Source organism: Rhizobium sp. B21/90 (genome assembly GCF_019355815.1).
GTDB classification, from domain to species: Bacteria; Pseudomonadota; Alphaproteobacteria; order Rhizobiales; family Rhizobiaceae; genus Rhizobium; species Rhizobium rhododendri.
This window is the reverse complement of the sequence record NZ_CP072162.1, coordinates 3,750,104-3,766,718: the sequence shown is the minus strand read 5'-3', so window position 1 is coordinate 3,766,718 and position 16,615 is coordinate 3,750,104. Positions and strand designations below refer to the sequence as shown.

The following is a 16,615-nucleotide window of genomic DNA, read 5'->3' as shown; positions in this document are numbered from 1 at the left end:
ATGAAAATGCTGCTTACCCTGGCGGGGAGGAGAGCGGCATGAAGAAACCGGCATCGATGCGCGGATTGGAAGATCTCGGCCGGGTGCGGCTGTCCGAAAACTTCTTCCTTCGCGACTTCCTGTATTCCGAAATAGGCAGCCTTTACGGCATCCCCAATATCCCTGATGACCCCGCCCTTGCCATCGCGGCCGGCAGTCGGCTTTGCGCCGACCTGCTGGAGCCCCTGCAGGCGACCTTCGGAAGGCTACATCTTCGCTCCGGCTACCGCTCGCAGGCGCTTAACCGGTTCGGAAACGACAACAATCTGAATTGCGCTCGCAATGACGCCGCCGGCCATGTCTGGGACCTCAGGGATGCCGATGGCTATATGGGCGCGACGGCCTGCGTCGTCGTCCCCTGGGTGTGGGATCGCTATCAGGCACCGGGCGACTGGCAAAAGCTGGCATGGTGGATCCACGACCATCTGCCATACGCCTCCTTGCAATTTTTCCCGAAGCTCTGGGCCGTCAACATTTCCTGGCATGAGCGCCCGAAGCGATCGATCAGCAGCTATGCCGAGCCGCGCGGCATCCTGACCCGAGAGGGTATGGCCAACTGGGCGGACGATCATTCGCGGTCGTATGAAGGCTTTCCGCGGCTCAGAGTGTGATGCGATAGCGTATGTGGCCGTCGCTCTGGACGAAGCGGTCGTATAGCTTGCGCGCAGTGCTGTTGGTCTCGTCCGTGTGCCAATAGAGCCTCGTCCAGCCGCTGGCTTTGGAAAGTGCCACGAGGTCGTCGAGCAGTGCCTGACCTAAGCCCCTGCCACGCACTTCCGCGTCGACGAACAGGTCTTCGAGGTAGCAATCGAGACCTGAGGTCCACGTACCTTCGTGGGTCAGGCAAAGGGCGAAGCCCATCACCACGTCATCGACAACGGCCACTCGCATGAAGATCGCCGACGCCGGGTCGAAAACCCGGCGCCAAGTGAGATCGGTGATGTCGTCCGAGATGCCAACGCCATAGAAAGCGAGGTAGTCGGCCCAGAGTGCGCGCCAGCGGGCCTCGTCGTCACGTCTGGCTTCTCGGATCGTCACCGTCATTTCGTCGTCCTCGTTATGCGCCTGCCTTGTCGAGGAGGGCCATCGCCTCAGGCGACAATGTCAGCTGCGCAGACTTCACCAAAGCCTCCAGCTGCGCAAGGCTGGTCGCTGAAGCAATCGGCGCCGTCACGGCCTTTTTCTGCTGCAGCCAGGCGAGCGAAATCTCGGCGGGAGCTGCCCCTGTCTCCTTGGCGACGGTATCGAGTGCCGACAGGATTCGAAGTCCCTTGTCGTCCAGATACTTCGCCACCCTGTCCTGGCGTGCCTTGCCCTCGGTGTCGGCCTTGCTGCGGTATTTGCCGGAGAGGAAGCCCGACGCCAGGCTGAAATAGGTGATGACGCCAATGTCTTCACGCATGCAGAGGTCGGCAAGCGGGCCTTCGAAACTCCCGCGATCATAGAGATTGTATTCCGGCTGCAGCACGTCGTAGCGCTGGACGCCGGCCTTTTCTGCGGCATCCAGCGAGGCCTGCAATTGCGCCGCGTCGAGATTGGAGCAGCCGACCGCGCCGATCTTGCCCTGCTGGCGCAGCTTGGCATAGGCACCCAGAGTTTCCTCGTACGGCGTCTCCGGGTCGGCCCAATGGGATAGATAGAGATCGATGTAGTCGGTCTGCAGCCGCCTCAGCGAATCTTCCACCGCCTTCAGGATGTAGCTTTCCTTCAGGCCCTTTTTGCCGGGGCCCATTTCTGAGCCCACCTTGGTGATGATGATCGCCTTGTCGCGCGCCACATGCCCCTGTTTGAGCCACTTGCCGATGATCTCTTCAGAATCGCCACCTTTGTTGGTGGGCACCCAGCGCGAATAGACGTCGGCCGTATCGATGGTGTTGAAGCCGGCGCCGAAGAAGGCGTCGAGAATATCGAAGGACGTCTTCTCATCGGCAGTCCAGCCGAAGACATTGCCGCCGAAGACGATTGGCGAAATTGAAAGTCCTGTTTTACCGAGTGGGCGCATCTGCATGCCGCTCTCCTGAATGAAGTGGGACGCTGAAAAATTGGCGCAGCGCTAAGCCGCCCTGTCTATGTAGGGCCCGGACCTCGTTAAGGAAACCGGACGTCGGTGAATTGCCCCGCCGGCGTTGCGCGCTACCTCAACGCTGCCTATGATCAGGCAAAAGAGGATGAGGAGATATCGATGTTGCGTTTTGGAATTCTGTCGACGGCCAAGATCGGTCGCGAACTCGTGGTGCCGGCCATTCAGGATGCGGAGAACTGCGTGGTCACCGCTGTTGCCAGCCGCGAACTCGCCCGCGCGCGCGAAATGGCGGACCGCTTCTCCATTCCGCACGCCTTCGGCTCCTACGAGGAGATGCTCGCCTCCGACAAGATTGACGCCGTCTACATTCCGCTTCCGACATCGCAGCATGTCGAGTGGTCGATCAAGGCCGCCGATGCCGGCAAGCACGTGCTCTGCGAAAAGCCGATCGCCCTGAAGGCCGCCGAGATCGACAGCCTGATAGCCGCCCGCGATCGCAACAAGGTGCTGGTCAGCGAAGCTTACATGGTCGTCTACACGCCGGTCTGGAAGAAGGTGCGGGAACTGCTTGCCGAGGGCGCTATCGGCCGCCTGCGGCATGTGCAGGGCGCTTTCACCTATTTCAACCGCGATGCCGGCAACATGCGCAACATTCCAGCACTCGGCGGCGGCGGCCTCCCTGATATCGGCGTCTACCCGTCTATCACCACCCGCTTTGCCACGGGCAAGGAGCCACAGCGCATCCAGGCGGTCACCGAGCGCGATCCCGAGTTCGGCACTGACATGTACTCCAGCGTCAAGGCCGATTTCGGCGACTTCGAGATGAGCTTCTACATCTCGACGCAGATGGCCAGCCGGCAGATCATGGTCTTCCACGGCACGGACGGGTTCATCGAGGTGAAATCGCCGTTCAATGCTGACCGCTACGGCGCTGAAGAGGTCGAGCTTGCCAATCGCAGCCACGGTCAGTCGCAGATCTTCCGCTTTCCCGACAGCCGCCAGTACAAGCTGGAGGCAGAGGCCTTTGCCGACGCTGCTACCGGTGGGGCTTCAGAGGTGGTGACGCTGGAAAGCTCGAAGAAGAACCAGGCGATGATCGACGCGATCTACCGCGCCAGCGAAAGAGACGGGTGGGAAACAGTCTGATCCATCGGTAGCTCAGCGGCGGAAGACGAAGCGGGAATAGCCGAAAAAGCTGAACGCCGTCGCCGCCGCCGAGGCCATTACCAGGGCAAATGTCGGACGCAGTATCGGGATCGTGATCAGCAGCCCGGAATAGATGCCGTAATTGATCAGCGCCGAAACAACTCCTACCGAGCCGTACCTAAACCCCTCGACGGCCAGCGACTGGCTGGATTTTTCGAAGGTAAAGCTGTGGTTGAAGAACCAGGTCGCCAGCATCGCCGACGGAATGCTGATGGCACGGGCGCCAAAAGGCCCAATCGGGGTGAAATGCAGGAGCAGCATCAGCAGGCCACCATCGACGACGAAGCCGATACTGCCGGCGATGGCAAACCAAAACAGTTTTTTCATGCTGCACCGCTGCAGCTGAAATCGGGTGCCGGGCGAGGGTTGGTGATATCGGTGGTCAACGGCTGGAGCATCGGCTTGGTCGCTCATTCATAACGTCGTTGGTGCGGTGGCCGATACAAAGCGTCTCGGCAACCAGTGTCTCCCCTGACCATCCCACCAATTTGTCAATATTTCCTGACGGATGATGGCCGGCAACTTTACGCTTTCTTGAGGCTGGAACGGTAGTTTCGTCTCTGCAGCAAGTAAGGGTACGGGATCACGACATGACTGGTGTGACGGATATGCGGCCGATCGAAGGCATCGACGGAAAAACAGCAACCGCGTCGCTCTGGTCGAGCGCCTGGTTCGTGACGCTGGCCTACAGTCTGGTGGTTATTCTCGTCCTGCTGTTCCTCAACCGCAATGCCGTCGATTATATCGGTGCCGACAACGACGATGCCATGCGCCTCGTCGAAGTCCGCGACCTGCTTGGCGGCCAGGGCTGGTTCGACATGATGCAATACCGGCTAGGCCTCGACGGTGGGACGCTGATGCACTGGTCCCGCTTCATAGACTTGCCGATTGCGAGCCTGATCGTTTTATTCCGTCTGTTTGTATCCCCGGAGCGGGCAGAGGTGCTCGCCGTCACTGTCTGGCCGTTGTTCCTTGTGTTGCCGTTCATGGGCAGCATGGCGCTTCTCGGGCGTCGGCTGGGCGGACTGCCAGGCCTGCACGTCACGCTCGTCCAGACCGCATTTTTGATCATCACCTCCGTTCGCTACCTGCCGGGGTCGATCGATCACGACAACGTCCAACTTGGCCTTGTCGCACTGATCGTCGCCATGCTGGTCGACGAGCGGTTTCGAGCCTCGAGCTTCGCCATTGCTGCCCTGGCCTCAGCCCTCGCCATCGGCATAGGCGCCGAAACGACGCCTTTCGTTGCCGTCGCCTGCATCGTGGTCGCAACGCTCTGGGCCTGGGAGGGAAAGGTTTTCGCACCGGCCGCCGCAGCCTTTGCGCTGACCCTGACCGTCGCCATCAGCGCTGCGTTCTTTGCAACGGTGCCACCGCATTTCTATTCCATGGTCACCTGCGACAATCTTTCGCTCGGCTTTTACGGCATTACTGCTGTCGGCGGGGTGGGTCTGCTGCTCTCAGCGCTCTTTGCCAGCCACCTGCCACGCCGGGCACGGTTTGCAGTTTTGGTTGCGAACGGTGTTGCCGTCGCGGTCGCCGCAGTGCTGCTTGCCCCGCAGTGCCTGGGCAACCCGCTGGGTGGCCTCGATCCGATGCTGGTTGAACTCTGGCTCAACAGCGTCAGCGAGGCACAGTCCATCGTGTCGCTCAGCGTCACGGAACCGACAGCGCTTGGCGCGTTCTATGCCGTTGGACTGCTCGCAATCGCGGTCTGCGTCCTGCGAATTGTCCGCCATGAGAGGCCGCAACTGCACGCTGTTTTGCTGGCGCTGCTCGCGGTCAACTGGATCATTGCGCTGGTGCAGGTGCGCGGCGCAGTCTTTGCCAATCTGCTCGCCATTCCGCCGCTGACGCTTTTCGTCCTCGACCTCAGGCGCGTCTCCAATGCCGATTCCGAGGACATTCGCGCAGCATTCTTTTACGTAGTCGGAGTGTTGATCTCCGTACCTGCGGTCTGGGCGGTCGGCGGTGGCCTTGCCGATAGCAATGTCGGCAACATCTTCTCGAAGACGCCGGCCATTGCCGATGTCGAAGCCGACCAGAGCAAGTGCTCCTCGAAGGACGCCCTCGCTCCGCTCGCAGCGCTCGATCCGGGCGTGGTCGTCGCGGCCTCCAACCTGGGCTCACCGATCCTGCGCTTTACGCGGCATCGTACCCTGTCGGGTCCCTACCATCGGGACGCCGATGGGATGCTGGCGGAAATGAAGATCGGCCTTGCCACGCCGAAGGATGCGCAGGCCCTGTTGCAGCAGGCCGGTGTGACGCTGCTTGCCTATTGCGCAATTGATCCGCAAGTCGAAAAGCTGTCGCAGCGGAGCCCGGACGGCCTCTATGCGCAACTCGCAAAGGGTAACGTGCCCGCCTATCTGGAGCCAATCTCGGTAAAACAGGGTCCGGACATAAAGTTCTTTCGCGTCAGGCAGCCCTGAAGTCCGGTTTTCCGATGGCGTCTTCCCGGCCTAGGCGACGCGGGGCTTCTGCAGCAGAAGAAGCAGGGCAACCTGCCCTGCAAAGGCTGAATTGAAGCCTGCAATCGCCAGCAACAGTGAAACAACGGAAGCTCCCGCCGGAGACAGCAATGCCGCGGCAGCGAAGGCGAAGCCGATGAGGGCGGCCGAAAGCACTATGCTTGCAACGGACCGCGTCAGGGACACGGCAACGCCGATTGCCAAGGCAACCACGAAGATCATCTGGGAAACTCCTGTAGAAGATAGTCCCGGATATACCCGGATCTCACTAAGAAACGCTGAAACAGCTCGTTCAAAGTGTTTGCAACGGCTGAAAACTGCGTCGTTCTATAACAGGACAAACTCAATCTTCTGATCTTGTTAATGGCTTGCCGGATGGCTGAAAACTGCGGGTGAAGGCGGTCGGATGGCTGATCTTGGCGCACAGTTGCGCTAAAAGAATGCATGAGCAGCTTATTCGAAAATGATTCGCCATCGAACCTCGCGGAATATTCGGTCTCCGAATTGTCCGGCTCGATCAAGCGCACGGTCGAAAATGCCTTCGACCAGGTGCGGGTTCGCGGCGAGATCTCCGGCTATCGCGGTCCACATTCTTCCGGACACGCCTATTTTTCGCTGAAGGACGACCGTTCACGCATAGACGCGGTCATCTGGAAGGGAAGCTTCTCCAAACTCAAGTTCCGCCCGGAAGAGGGTATGGAAGTCATTGCCACCGGCAAGGTCACCACCTTCCCAGGATCCTCGAAATACCAGATCGTCATCGAGACCCTGGAGCCGGCCGGCGCCGGCGCCCTGATGGCGCTGATCGAGGAACGCAAGCGCAAGCTCGGCGCCGAAGGCCTCTTCGACGCCGATCGCAAGAAGCCGGTACCTTTCATGCCGAAGGTGATCGGCGTTGTCACCTCGCCGACCGGCGCTGTCATCCGCGATATTCTGCACCGCATCGCCGATCGCTTTCCGGTGCGTGTGCTCGTCTGGCCTGTAAAGGTCCAGGGCGAGGGATCCGGGTCTGAAGTCGCCAACGCCATCCGTGGGTTCAATGCGTTTGAGCGCGGCGGCGACATGCCGCGTCCGGATGTGTTGATCGTTGCGCGGGGCGGAGGCAGCCTCGAGGATCTCTGGAGTTTCAACGACGAGATGGTCGTGCGCGCCGCAGCTGAAAGCATCATCCCGCTAATCTCCGCTGTCGGCCACGAGACCGACTGGACGTTGATCGACTATGCGGCCGATGTGCGGGCGCCGACCCCGACAGGCGCTGCCGAGATGGCTGTTCCGGTGAAAGCCGACCTCGAGGCGCAGGCAGCAGGCCTTTCCGCCCGCCTGCAGACCGGCATCCGTCGCCATATGGATCATCACGGCCAGGCGGTGCGGGCGCTGGTGCGCGCGTTGCCGTCGCTCGATCAGCTGCTGGCATTGCCGCGCCGCCGCTTCGACGAGACGGCCGCAGGCCTTGGACGCGGTCTCGAACTGAATACCCTCAACAAACGCCGTAGTTTCGAGCGCGCCGCCGCGCACCTGCGCCCCGAGGTTTTGTCGACCCGGATTGCCGAGAAGCGCCAGAAGCTCAACGAGCGGATGGTGCGCGCCGAGCGTCGCGTCGAGCGCCTTCTCCTCGACGGCCACAAGCGTATTTCCAACGCCGACGTTGCGATGCGCGGCGTGCCGGCGCGGTTGACCGCCCAGAGCCGCAGCTTTCGCGACCGTCTGTCCAATCTCGGCCGGCACTCCGATACAGCGATCTTGCACAGGCTCAGCATGGCCAAGGGTGCCATCGCCGCTCAGGACCGCATGCTGCAGTCGCTGTCCTACAAGAATGTCCTGAAGCGCGGCTATGCTGTCGTGCGCGATGAGGAGGATCGCCCGCTCTCGTCGGCAGCGCTTATCTCGGCCGGCCAGGCGATCTCACTGGAGTTTGCAGACGGCCGTGTGGCTGCCACCGCAGGGGAGGGGATGGATACGATGCCGCCGCACGCCGCGCCTGTTCCTCCGACGAAGAAGCGCGCCGCAAAACCGGCGGCGATACCTGCCGATGGTGAGAAACAGGGTACCTTGTTCTGAGATTTGCGTCGCTACTCCACAGCGGCCCTTTCGAAATGCGCGAGATAGCGAGCAAGAAGTCCGTCCAGCGCTGCAAACTCCTCCGCGCTAAGGCATGCGGTGATCCTCTGCTGGTTCGCCACATGCGCCGTCACGGCATCCTCGATTACCGACAGTCCCTTGTCCGTCAGGCCTATCAGCACGCTTCGGCCGTCCTGCGGGTTGGAAAGGCGAGCGACAAGCCCCTGTTTCTCCAGCTGGTCGATGCGGTTGGTCATGGTTCCTGAGGTCACCATGGTGGCGGCGATCAGGTCTCCCGGAGAAAGACGATAGGGCGCACCGGTTCTCCTGAGCGTTGCCATCACGTCGAAGCTCGCAGGTGTCAGCCCATGTTCGGCAAGGGTCGTCTCGACCTCGCGCATGAGATGGGTGTGAAGGCGACCGAGCCTGCCGAGCAGGCCCATGGGCGCGGTGTCCAGATCCGGCCGCTCTCGGCTCCACTGCTCCAGAATTCTATCGACATGATCCATGCAGCCACTATGGCAAAATTTATCTTGACGTCAAGATTTAGGGATCTATCTTGAAGTCAAGATAAATGGAGATATGCAGTGTCCCGCCTCCGCGATATTGGCCTGACGGCGCTTGCTCCCGCCATCTGGGGCTCGACCTACATCGTCACGACTCAACTGCTGCCGGCAGGCGTGCCGCTAACGGTGGCGACGCTGCGTGCCTTGCCGGCAGGGCTTCTGCTGCTGGTAATGGTGAGGGAATTGCCGCAGGGCGCATGGTGGTGGAAAAACCTCGTGCTCGGTCTGCTCAATTTCTCGCTGTTCTGGGCTTTTCTCTTCGTCTCCGCCTACCGCTTGCCCGGCGGCGTGGCCGCGACCGTGGGAGCGGTGCAGCCATTGATCGTCATTGCCCTCTCGCGCGTCGTCATGGGCACCTCGGTGCGCCCTTTTGCTGTCGTGGCCGGCATGGCGGGACTTTGCGGCGTCGCACTGCTGGTGCTACGCCCGGGTGCGTCGCTCGATCCTATCGGCATTGCTGCGGGACTTGCCGGCGCTCTCTCAATGGCTTTCGGCACGGTCCTCAGTCGCCACTGGAAGCCGCCTGTATCACCGCTGACCTTCACGGCCTGGCAACTCACGGCTGGCGGTCTGATGCTGGCACCTGCAGCACTTCTGCTGGAGCCGGGTTTGCCGCCGCTGACGATCGCAAATCTTGCCGGGTTTCTCTATCTCGGGCTGGTCGGCGCGGCCTTCACTTATATCCTGTGGTTTCGCGGCCTCCGCCTGATCGGCGCGCCGGCGGCATCAGCGCTAGGCTTCCTGAGCCCTCTCGTTGCAGTCCTTCTCGGCTGGAGCCTGCTGGGACAAGCACTCGATGCGGTGCAACTGGCCGGCGTTGCCGTCGTGCTGGCCAGCGTCTGGGCAAGCCAGCGCGCGTCTCTTGCCCAAAGGCCGAATTGACGCGCGCAACGCTCTTAAATCAGGCCCATTCGCCCTTGCGCATCACTGGTACGCGCGTGCCGTCCGGCTTCACCCCGTCGATATCGACCTTGTCCGAGCCGATCATCCAGTCGATGTGGATCAGGCTGGAATTTCCGCCCTGCGCCTTGATCTGTTCCTGCGTCAGCGACGCGCCGTCGAGGAAGCATTTCGAGTAGCACTGGCCAAGCGCGATATGGCAGGACGCGTTCTCGTCGAACAGCGTGTTGTAGAATAGGATGCCGCTGGCAGAAATCGGCGACGAATGCGGCACAAGCGCCACTTCACCCAGCCGTCGCGCGCCGTCGTCGGTGTCGAGCACTTTATTGAGCACTTCCTCGCCGCGACTGGCCTTGGCCTCGATGATCCGGCCCGCTTCGAATTTCACCTGGATATTGTCGATCAGCGTGCCGCCATGCGACAGCGGCTTGGTGCTCGAGACGTAGCCGTCCACTCGCAGGGCATGCGGCGTGGTGAAAACCTCTTCCGTCGGGATGTTCGGGTTGCACGTTACGCCGTTCTTCGCCGTCGAGGCGCCGCCATGCCATTCATGGCCGTCGGCAAGGCCGATGGTGACATCGGTGCCCGGGCCAACGAAATGCAGGCTTGCAAAGCGCTGGTCGTTCAGCCAGCTGGAGCGGACGCGCAAATTGGCGTTGTGCTCCGCCCACGCGGCAATCGGATCCTCGACATCGACGCGCGAGGCGGCAAAGATCGCCCGCGCGAGCTTGGCAACCGCGATCGGCTCGGGATCATTCGGGAACACCAGTCGTGCCCAGGATGGGTTCGGGTAGGACACGATGTTCCAGTTGATGTCAAAATTGGAGATCTTCTCCAGCGCCGGCTTGTACGCCGTCGAATTGGCGCGGTTCGCACGGGCCACCTTGGCCGGGTCTTGGCCGGAAAGCAGCATCGGGTTGTCGCCGGAGACGGCGAGCCGGGCTGCACCGTTGGCGAAGGCATTGGCCATGCCGTCGTAGAGCCAGCCGGCGGCGCGGTCGAAGCTTTCGTCGCTGCCGTTTTCATAGCGGGCAAGTGTTGCTTCCTCGTCGGCATAGAAGGATGTCACCAGACCGGCGCCTTCGATATAGGCGTGCCGCGTGATGCGGCGGACCAGCGGCATAGCGGCGACCGGCGCGGTGATGACCAGATCCTGGCCCTTCTGCAGCTGCAACCCGACCTTGATGGCCACTTCGGCAAGCTTGTCGAGCTTGACGGGATCGATGGTGTGAGTGCTCTGGGAAACGGATGTCATGGGAACCTGCCTGCTGGGTAATGCGAAGGAAGAAGACTTAAACCCCATTGCGGCGAAAATGAAGCTTGCTAGCAGCCAAATCGCCAGCGGTATCGGCGGAACGAAATCAGGCGACTAGCGGCACCGCGACTGCTTTCAAAACCGCGAGAGCGTCTTTCGGATCGAGCCGAACTTGCAGTCCGCGTTGTCCGCCGTTCATGAAAACATAGGCCTCGTCCATGGCACTGACTTCGATGGCCGTCGGCACGACCTTCTTCTGGCCGAAAGGGCTTATCCCGCCGACATGGTAGCCAGTCAGCCGCTCCGCATCGACAGGCTTCATCATATGGGCCGACTTGCCGCCAAAAGCGGCGGCCAGCTTCTTCATGCTGACTTCGTGATCCGAGGGCACGACAACGCAAACCGGCTTGCCATCGACTTCCGCCATCAGCGTCTTCAGAACCCGATGCGGCTCCTCACCCAAGGCCTCTGCCGCCTGCAGTCCGATACGCTCGGCGTTCGGATCGTAGTCGTAAACATGGGTGGTAAAAACGATCTTTGCCTGGCTAAGGATCTGCGTCGCGCGGGTGGTTTTCGACATGCATCAAACTTTGAAAAGGGCTTCGTATTCGGCAGGCTTGAATCCCACCAGCAATTTGCCCTCAGCTTCCAGCACCGGCCGCTTGATCATCGAGGGCTTGGCCAGCATCAGCGCAGTGGCTCTTTCGGCGTCGAGATTAGTCCTGTCGGCCTCGTCGAGCTTGCGAAAGGTGGTACCGGCGCGGTTGAGCACCGTCTCCCAGCCCGCTTGCCCGATCCACCCTTGCAGGTGCTCGCGGTCGATGCCTTCCGCCTTATAGTCGTGAAAACGGTACGGGATGCTGTGGGCGTCCAGCCAACTGCGCGCCTTCTTCATCGTGTCGCAGTTCTTGATGCCGTAGATCGTGACGCTCACGCTCAGTCCTCCAGTGTGCCGGGCTTGCGAACGACGCTGCTCGGAGCGTCGCAGCCGATCTTCATCAGGTCCGCGCCGCGCCGCACCAGGCGGTCGGAGGCGCGGGTGACGATCAGCCCGGCCTGCGGCGCGACGATATCCAGCGTGCTGTCGGGCATGCCGGGTGCAGTGATGATCGTCGCGATAATGTCTCCCTTTTCGACGCGTTCGCCGATATTGCGGTGGAAAAGCACGGTGCCAGCGACAGGGGTTCGGATCATCTCGATATTGTCGAGCGGAACGGCCGGCCCTGTAAACGCGGAAAGACGGAGATCGTCGTCGCGGACTATGCCGCGGGCGGCAAGGAAATTCCACAGGCCATCGGCGTCTTTTCTCGCCATCCCGGGATAGACGTCTCGGGTACCGCGCAGCTCCACGGTCACCGACAGTTTGCCTGGCAGCCGCTGCTTCTTTTCGCCTGGAACCTCGTACTTCCAGGCATAGCTGACAGCCTCCTCGAAGGCGGAGCTCTCCCCGTCGGACAAAAGCACCGCCTCCATCTCGAGCGCTGCGGCAAGGTCTGAAGCCTCCGGCCAGAAGGCGCTGTCGATGTAGGCGTATTGCAGCGATTCATCGTCGCAATGAAGATCGATGACCAGGTGCGCGCCGAGCGCCATGTGGATAAGCTGGCGCTTCAGACGCACCACAGCCGGCAGGCGATCGAGGTTTTCCAGCAACTTGTGCCGGTCCCCAAGTGCGATAAGCGGGAAGTCACGGTTGAAATTGGTGCGCGAGCCGAGCTCGAAGCGCCCTTCCATGCCGCCGAAGAGCGATTGTGCCGCACCGATGGGATTGGCATGCGGGACGACGACGATGTCGCTCTGGATACCGCCACTGGCCTCCGCCGCCCGCAGTTTCTCGCAGAGAAAATGCAACAGCGCGGTTCCTGGCAATTCGCCAGCATGCAGCGCCGCCTGGATGTAGACCTTTGGCGCCGAAGCATCGGAGCCTGCAAAAAGCAGCACAGGCAGCTTCCAGGCGATGCCCGGCGTATCGCCGTCGATGACGATCTCGGTAACGTCCATAGATGCGGCTCCCTCATTGATGACGAGAGGTTCCATAGCAATCAGGCTCCCCCGCCGACAAGCGCTTTCGCTATGAATCGGGCAGGTGGGGTGAGGTAGCGCTGCCGAACTGGAATAAATATGAGCGCGTAACTCTTGTTTTTATCCCGGCGGAATGGTTATACCGCGCAGACAATCTCACATTGCCGCAGGGCCAAGAGCAGGATGTTTTCCGTGACCGTATTCAGATCTTTTCTGACCGCCATTGGCGTTTGCCTCGTGCAGGTTTTCGTGAGCCAAGCTGCACTCGCCGCGGCAACGAAATATCCGCTTACGATCGACAATTGCGGTGCAAAGATCACAATCAGCAAAGCCCCGCAGCGTGCTATCGGGCTCGGGCAGAACAGCGCCGAGATCATGCTGTTGCTCGGCCTGCAGGACAGGATGGCAGCTACCGCGTTCTGGCCGAGCAAGGTCCTTCCCCAGCTTGCCGAGGCCAACGCCAAGGTGAAACTCCTGACGGTGGAGTTCCCGACCTTTGAAACAATCCTCGCCGAAAATCCCGATTTTGTCGCTGCCGCCCTGCCGAGCCTCGTCGGACCGAGCAGCAAGGTTGCCAAGCGCGAGGATTTCGACAAGGTTGGCGTCCCCACATACCTCTCGCCGAGCACCTGCCTCAGCACCGAGAAGATCAAGAACGAATATGGCAGCCGCGACCAACTGTGGAACATGGATCAGCTCTACAAGGAGATCGACGAGCTCTCCCAGATCTTCGATGTCGCAGATCGTGGCCAGGCGCTGATTGCCGATCTAAAGACGCGTGAAGCAGCCCTGCGCGCCAGCGTTTCAAAGGACGGAAAAAAGCTGTCCTATGTCTTCTGGTTCTCCAGCCCCAGCCCGTCGGCAGATGCCTATGTCGGCGGCAAGAACAGCGCATCCGGCTTCATTGCCGATGCGCTGGGCGGCCGAAACGCAATCGAGGCGGAAGCCGAATGGCCAACGCTTGGCTGGGAGAGCATCATCGCTGCCAACCCGGACGTCATCGTCGTTGCCAATCTCGACCGTAATCGCTGGGAACTCGACAAGCCGGAAGCGAAGATCAAGTTCCTCACCACCGACCCTGCCGTCAGCCAGATCGCAGCCGTCAGGAACAAGGCCATCGTTGTCATGGACGGTCAGGCGATGAACCCGACAATCCGCACCATCTATGGTGCCGAACAGGTGGCGACCCAGCTGAAAGCCGTCGGCCTGCTGAAGTGACCGTGACGCGCCGGTCTCTAAGACAACTGGCGACGGTCAGCATGGTGGTGATTGCGTCGCTTGCTGCAATCGGTCTGGTGGTCGGCATCAGCGTCGGCATTGGCGACCTGCCGATCCCGCTCGCGACGACGTTTGCCGCTGTCACCAACCGCCTCGGCCTGACGGCGATCGAACTGAACCGCATCCATGAAACCGTGATCTGGGATTACCGCCTCAGCCGGGCGCTGGTGGCGGCATTCTGCGGTGCGGGGCTGGCTCTGTCAGGGGCCATCATGCAGTCGCTGCTGCGCAATCCGCTGGCAGAACCTTATGTGCTCGGGATTTCGGCCGGCGCCTCCACAGGCGCGGTTGCCATCGTCATTCTCGGCATCGGATCGGGCGCGGTGTCGCTTTCTTCGGGTGCCTTTGCCGGCGCTTTCGCGGCATTCCTGTTCGTGGCGCTTCTATCGAACGGCGCGCGCGGCGGCGCCGACCGGACTATCCTTGCAGGCGTCGCTGCATCGCAGCTTTTCAATGCCACCACCTCCTACATCGTCACCACCTCGGGCAATGCGCAGCAGGCGCGCGACGTGATGTTCTGGTTGCTGGGCAGTTTCGGCGGAGTGCGCTGGCCGGAACTGACGCTGGTCTCGATCGTCATCGGCATCTCGCTAGTTGCCTGCCTTGCCTATGCGCGCGTGCTGGATGCCTTCGCCTTCGGCGACGAGACAGCCTCATCGTTGGGAGTGAACGTCGGTCGCGCCCGGATCGTCCTGTTTGCCCTGACGGCGGTCATGACGGCAACGATCGTCAGCATGGTCGGCTCGATCGGTTTCGTCGGCCTCGTGGTGCCCCACGCTGCGCGCTTCATAGTCGGGCCGCTGCATATCCGGCTGCTGCCAGCCTGCGCCATCTTCGGTGCGATTTTCATGGTGCTGGCGGATATCGCTTCGCGTGTGCTGATCCCCCATCAGGTGCTACCGATCGGCGTCGTCACCGCGCTCGTCGGCGTGCCCGTATTTTCCTTCATTCTCTACCGGTTCCAGCGGGCATCATGAGCATTGCAGCTGAAAATCTCATCTGGAGCATTGGCAGGAAGACGATCCTGGACGGGATCTCTTTCAGTGCCCGATCAGGCAAGATGCTCGGCCTGCTCGGCCCCAACGGCTCCGGCAAGACATCCCTCCTGCGCCTGCTGGCGGGCCTCAAGAAACCGGATACGGGGCAAGTCACACTCGGCGGGCAGGACATCGGCACGGTCAGCCGTCGCAACATCGCCCAGCGCGTCGCCTTCGTGGAGCAGCATGCCACCACCAATGCCGGTCTTCGGGTCATCGATGTGGTCAAGCTCGGCCGCTTTCCCCACCGGTCGATGTTTTCGGGCTGGTCGATCGCAGACGAGGAGGCGGTCGAAGCGGCCCTAGCGCGCACAGGCATGGGGGAGAAGCGCCAGGACCGTTGGCATAGCCTCTCCGGCGGTGAACGGCAGCGCACCCAGATCGCCAGGGCGCTGGCACAATCGCCGAAAGAACTCATCCTCGACGAGCCGACGAACCACCTGGATATCCAGCACCAGATCGGCCTGCTCAGGCTCGTCTCCAGCCTGCCGATGACCAGCATCATCGCACTCCACGACTTGAACCACGCCGCCATGTTCTGCGACGAACTGATCGTCTTGGAGCGCGGAAAGGTCGTGGCCTCAGGCACTCCCGAGGAGGTGCTGACGGAGACGCTGCTGCGCGACGTATTCTCCGTCGATGCCAGGGTGGAACTGTCGTCGCACACCCAGAGGCCGCACATCCACTATCTCGGGTAGAGATCTCTCGATGGTGGCCATCCAACGACTTTTGCAAATTCGCCCGAAGGATCTTGTTGGTAATGTATATTTGCATTACAATAAGGCTGATACGATAATAGAGAATGTAGTGATGGCATCGGTGTCGCAGGCGGTCACGATAAAAGGTCAGGTCACCCTGAAACGGGACTTGCTGAACCATCTCGGCATTAAGCCGGGTGAGCGGGTCGATTTCGAAAAATTGCCAGGCGGCGAACTGCGGGTGCGGGCTGCGCGCCCGTCTGGCACGATCGACGACTTCCTTCATTCGCTCGACGGCAAACTAAAGCTGAAGAAGCCGATTTCGATTGAGGAAATGAATGAGATTGCGGCGGCGGGTTGGGCCGGCCAACTAGACAAAAAATGAAGATCACGGCCGATACCAACGTCCTTGCGCGTGCGATCCTGCGCGACGATCCAGCCCAAGCCGATACGGCCCGCAAGCTGCTCAGAGAGGCGACGTTGATCGCGGTTTCGGTGCCGTCGCTGTGCGAACTGGTTTGGATACTGCGGCAGGGAGCCAAATTGCCGAAAGAGGATGTTGCGGCCGCGATCCGGGCGCTAATGGACGCCGATAATGTTGTGCTGAACCGCCCCGCCGTTGAAGCAGGCCTTGCGCTGCTTCAGGCCGGCGGCGACTTCGCCGATGGAATCATGGCGCACGAAGGCAAATGGCTTGGCGGTGAAACCTTCGTGTCGTTCGACAAGCAAGCGGTTGCCCTGCTTTCCAAGCAAGGCGACGCCGTACAACTTCTCACTTGAGGGCAGGGCGACTATTTTATGCGCGATCAAGCCGGCATCCGCGTCCAGTCACTGCTCGAGGCATGAACAGGGGTCGAACGAGTTGTAGAAGCGACCGGCGGCGAACAAAATTAGCCAGATAGGCTTGCGCGTATTTGCACCGCTCTGCTTGCCCGATCCCATGATGGGACCGGCATTTTTTCAATTGTACGCCATCCAACTACCATAAAAAGTCCAATTGATGACGCGGGTAAAATAGTTCAAGATTCTTATTTAAATCAATAAAATCAATGGGTATTTGTTGAT

General features: G+C 61.0%; 19 protein-coding genes. 10 read left to right on the top strand and 9 right to left on the bottom strand.

What is annotated here, in order from left to right:
- Positions 1-38: 38 nt before the first annotated feature.
- A complete protein-coding gene (locus tag J5278_RS18215; RefSeq protein WP_209182500.1) occupies positions 39-650 on the top strand; it encodes a hypothetical protein in 612 nt (203 codons plus the stop codon).
- Here J5278_RS18215 and J5278_RS18210 read toward each other — a convergent pair.
- Both J5278_RS18210 and J5278_RS18205 read right to left on the bottom strand, forming a co-directional pair.
- Positions 640-1,083 carry a GNAT family N-acetyltransferase gene (locus J5278_RS18210; protein WP_209182501.1) on the bottom strand — a complete coding sequence of 148 codons (444 nt, stop codon included), beginning with the start codon at positions 1,081-1,083 and terminating at the stop codon, positions 640-642. The two genes, J5278_RS18215 and J5278_RS18210, sit on opposite strands and share 11 nt — an antisense overlap.
- Before the next feature lie 13 nt (positions 1,084-1,096).
- Positions 1,097-2,047: an aldo/keto reductase gene (locus J5278_RS18205; RefSeq protein WP_209182502.1), complete on the bottom strand. Its 951-nt coding sequence runs from the start codon at positions 2,045-2,047 to the stop codon at positions 1,097-1,099.
- 174 nt (positions 2,048-2,221) lie between these two features.
- Between J5278_RS18205 and J5278_RS18200 the strand changes: the two genes are divergently transcribed.
- Positions 2,222-3,208, top strand: coding sequence for a Gfo/Idh/MocA family protein (locus J5278_RS18200; protein ID WP_209182503.1), 987 nt, complete (start codon positions 2,222-2,224; stop codon positions 3,206-3,208).
- Positions 3,209-3,220: 12 nt separating this feature from the next.
- Here J5278_RS18200 and J5278_RS18195 read toward each other — a convergent pair whose 3' ends face one another.
- Complete coding sequence (locus J5278_RS18195; protein ID WP_142823649.1) at positions 3,221-3,595, bottom strand: GtrA family protein; 375 nt, start codon at positions 3,593-3,595, stop codon at positions 3,221-3,223.
- Between the two features lie 263 nt (positions 3,596-3,858).
- On the opposite strand from J5278_RS18195, the gene J5278_RS18190 reads away from it, so the two are divergent.
- On the top strand, positions 3,859-5,700 hold the full coding sequence (locus tag J5278_RS18190) for a hypothetical protein (RefSeq protein WP_209187300.1): 1,842 nt from the start codon (positions 3,859-3,861) through the stop codon (positions 5,698-5,700).
- 30 nt (positions 5,701-5,730) lie between these two features.
- Here J5278_RS18190 and J5278_RS18185 read toward each other — a convergent pair whose 3' ends face one another.
- Positions 5,731-5,961: a hypothetical protein gene (locus tag J5278_RS18185; protein ID WP_209182505.1), complete on the bottom strand. Its 231-nt coding sequence runs from the start codon at positions 5,959-5,961 to the stop codon at positions 5,731-5,733.
- Positions 5,962-6,183: 222 nt separating this feature from the next.
- On the opposite strand from J5278_RS18185, the gene xseA reads away from it, so the two are divergent.
- Positions 6,184-7,797, top strand: a complete 1,614-nt coding sequence (gene xseA, locus J5278_RS18180) for an exodeoxyribonuclease VII large subunit (RefSeq protein ID WP_209182506.1) — start codon at positions 6,184-6,186, stop codon at positions 7,795-7,797.
- A gap of 11 nt (positions 7,798-7,808) precedes the next feature.
- On the opposite strand, the gene J5278_RS18175 is transcribed toward xseA, so the two are convergent.
- Complete coding sequence (locus J5278_RS18175; protein WP_209182507.1) at positions 7,809-8,306, bottom strand: MarR family winged helix-turn-helix transcriptional regulator; 498 nt, start codon at positions 8,304-8,306, stop codon at positions 7,809-7,811.
- Between the two features lie 78 nt (positions 8,307-8,384).
- Between J5278_RS18175 and J5278_RS18170 the strand changes: the two genes are divergently transcribed.
- A complete protein-coding gene (locus J5278_RS18170; protein ID WP_209182508.1) occupies positions 8,385-9,245 on the top strand; it encodes an EamA family transporter in 861 nt (286 codons plus the stop codon).
- 19 nt (positions 9,246-9,264) lie between these two features.
- Here J5278_RS18170 and J5278_RS18165 read toward each other — a convergent pair whose 3' ends face one another.
- From J5278_RS18165 to J5278_RS18150, 4 genes are all read right to left on the bottom strand, one after another.
- The gene (locus J5278_RS18165) at positions 9,265-10,518 is read right to left on the bottom strand and encodes an aminopeptidase (RefSeq protein ID WP_209182509.1); all 1,254 of its coding nucleotides are present in this window, start codon (positions 10,516-10,518) and stop codon (positions 9,265-9,267) included.
- A gap of 106 nt (positions 10,519-10,624) precedes the next feature.
- Positions 10,625-11,098, bottom strand: a complete 474-nt coding sequence (gene ybaK / locus J5278_RS18160; protein ID WP_209182510.1) for a Cys-tRNA(Pro) deacylase — start codon at positions 11,096-11,098, stop codon at positions 10,625-10,627.
- Positions 11,099-11,101: 3 nt separating this feature from the next.
- Entirely contained in the window at positions 11,102-11,452 is a 351-nt protein-coding gene (locus J5278_RS18155) for an ArsC family reductase (RefSeq protein ID WP_209182511.1), read from the bottom strand.
- Positions 11,453-11,454: 2 nt separating this feature from the next.
- A complete protein-coding gene (locus J5278_RS18150; protein ID WP_209182832.1) occupies positions 11,455-12,516 on the bottom strand; it encodes a succinylglutamate desuccinylase/aspartoacylase family protein in 1,062 nt (353 codons plus the stop codon).
- Between the two features lie 234 nt (positions 12,517-12,750).
- On the opposite strand from J5278_RS18150, the gene J5278_RS18145 reads away from it, so the two are divergent.
- The 5 genes from J5278_RS18145 to J5278_RS18125 all read left to right on the top strand — a co-directional run bounded on the left by J5278_RS18145 (position 12,751) and on the right by J5278_RS18125 (position 16,330).
- On the top strand, positions 12,751-13,755 hold the full coding sequence (locus tag J5278_RS18145) for an ABC transporter substrate-binding protein (protein WP_374108286.1): 1,005 nt from the start codon (positions 12,751-12,753) through the stop codon (positions 13,753-13,755).
- A 41-nt stretch (positions 13,756-13,796) separates the two neighbouring features.
- Complete coding sequence (locus tag J5278_RS18140) at positions 13,797-14,792, top strand: iron ABC transporter permease (protein ID WP_209182833.1); 996 nt, start codon at positions 13,797-13,799, stop codon at positions 14,790-14,792.
- Positions 14,789-15,550 carry an ABC transporter ATP-binding protein gene (locus J5278_RS18135; RefSeq protein ID WP_209182513.1) on the top strand — a complete coding sequence of 254 codons (762 nt, stop codon included), beginning with the start codon at positions 14,789-14,791 and terminating at the stop codon, positions 15,548-15,550. The genes J5278_RS18140 and J5278_RS18135 overlap by 4 nt, the downstream gene beginning before the upstream one ends.
- 112 nt (positions 15,551-15,662) lie before the next feature.
- A complete protein-coding gene (locus J5278_RS18130; protein WP_209182834.1) occupies positions 15,663-15,935 on the top strand; it encodes an AbrB/MazE/SpoVT family DNA-binding domain-containing protein in 273 nt (90 codons plus the stop codon).
- Positions 15,932-16,330, top strand: a complete 399-nt coding sequence (locus tag J5278_RS18125) for a type II toxin-antitoxin system VapC family toxin (RefSeq protein ID WP_209182514.1) — start codon at positions 15,932-15,934, stop codon at positions 16,328-16,330. The genes J5278_RS18130 and J5278_RS18125 overlap by 4 nt, the downstream gene beginning before the upstream one ends.
- The last annotated feature ends 285 nt before the right edge of the window (positions 16,331-16,615 follow it).

What these genes read in the sequence shown, in the direction of transcription:
- J5278_RS18215 (WP_209182500.1), top strand. Translation starts at nt 39, where the DNA reads ATGAAGAAACCGGCATCGATGCGCGGATTGGAAGATCTCGGCCGGGTG.
- J5278_RS18210 (WP_209182501.1), bottom strand. Translation starts at nt 1,083, where the DNA reads ATGACGGTGACGATCCGAGAAGCCAGACGTGACGACGAGGCCCGCTGG.
- J5278_RS18205 (WP_209182502.1), bottom strand. Translation starts at nt 2,047, where the DNA reads ATGCAGATGCGCCCACTCGGTAAAACAGGACTTTCAATTTCGCCAATC.
- J5278_RS18200 (WP_209182503.1), top strand. Translation starts at nt 2,222, where the DNA reads ATGTTGCGTTTTGGAATTCTGTCGACGGCCAAGATCGGTCGCGAACTC.
- J5278_RS18195 (WP_142823649.1), bottom strand. Translation starts at nt 3,595, where the DNA reads ATGAAAAAACTGTTTTGGTTTGCCATCGCCGGCAGTATCGGCTTCGTC.
- J5278_RS18190 (WP_209187300.1), top strand. Translation starts at nt 3,859, where the DNA reads ATGACTGGTGTGACGGATATGCGGCCGATCGAAGGCATCGACGGAAAA.
- J5278_RS18185 (WP_209182505.1), bottom strand. Translation starts at nt 5,961, where the DNA reads ATGATCTTCGTGGTTGCCTTGGCAATCGGCGTTGCCGTGTCCCTGACG.
- xseA (WP_209182506.1), top strand. Translation starts at nt 6,184, where the DNA reads ATGAGCAGCTTATTCGAAAATGATTCGCCATCGAACCTCGCGGAATAT.
- J5278_RS18175 (WP_209182507.1), bottom strand. Translation starts at nt 8,306, where the DNA reads ATGGATCATGTCGATAGAATTCTGGAGCAGTGGAGCCGAGAGCGGCCG.
- J5278_RS18165 (WP_209182509.1), bottom strand. Translation starts at nt 10,518, where the DNA reads ATGACATCCGTTTCCCAGAGCACTCACACCATCGATCCCGTCAAGCTC.
- ybaK (WP_209182510.1), bottom strand. Translation starts at nt 11,098, where the DNA reads ATGTCGAAAACCACCCGCGCGACGCAGATCCTTAGCCAGGCAAAGATC.
- J5278_RS18150 (WP_209182832.1), bottom strand. Translation starts at nt 12,516, where the DNA reads ATGGACGTTACCGAGATCGTCATCGACGGCGATACGCCGGGCATCGCC.
- J5278_RS18140 (WP_209182833.1), top strand. Translation starts at nt 13,797, where the DNA reads ATGGTGGTGATTGCGTCGCTTGCTGCAATCGGTCTGGTGGTCGGCATC.
- J5278_RS18135 (WP_209182513.1), top strand. Translation starts at nt 14,789, where the DNA reads ATGAGCATTGCAGCTGAAAATCTCATCTGGAGCATTGGCAGGAAGACG.
- J5278_RS18130 (WP_209182834.1), top strand. Translation starts at nt 15,663, where the DNA reads ATGGCATCGGTGTCGCAGGCGGTCACGATAAAAGGTCAGGTCACCCTG.
- J5278_RS18125 (WP_209182514.1), top strand. Translation starts at nt 15,932, where the DNA reads ATGAAGATCACGGCCGATACCAACGTCCTTGCGCGTGCGATCCTGCGC.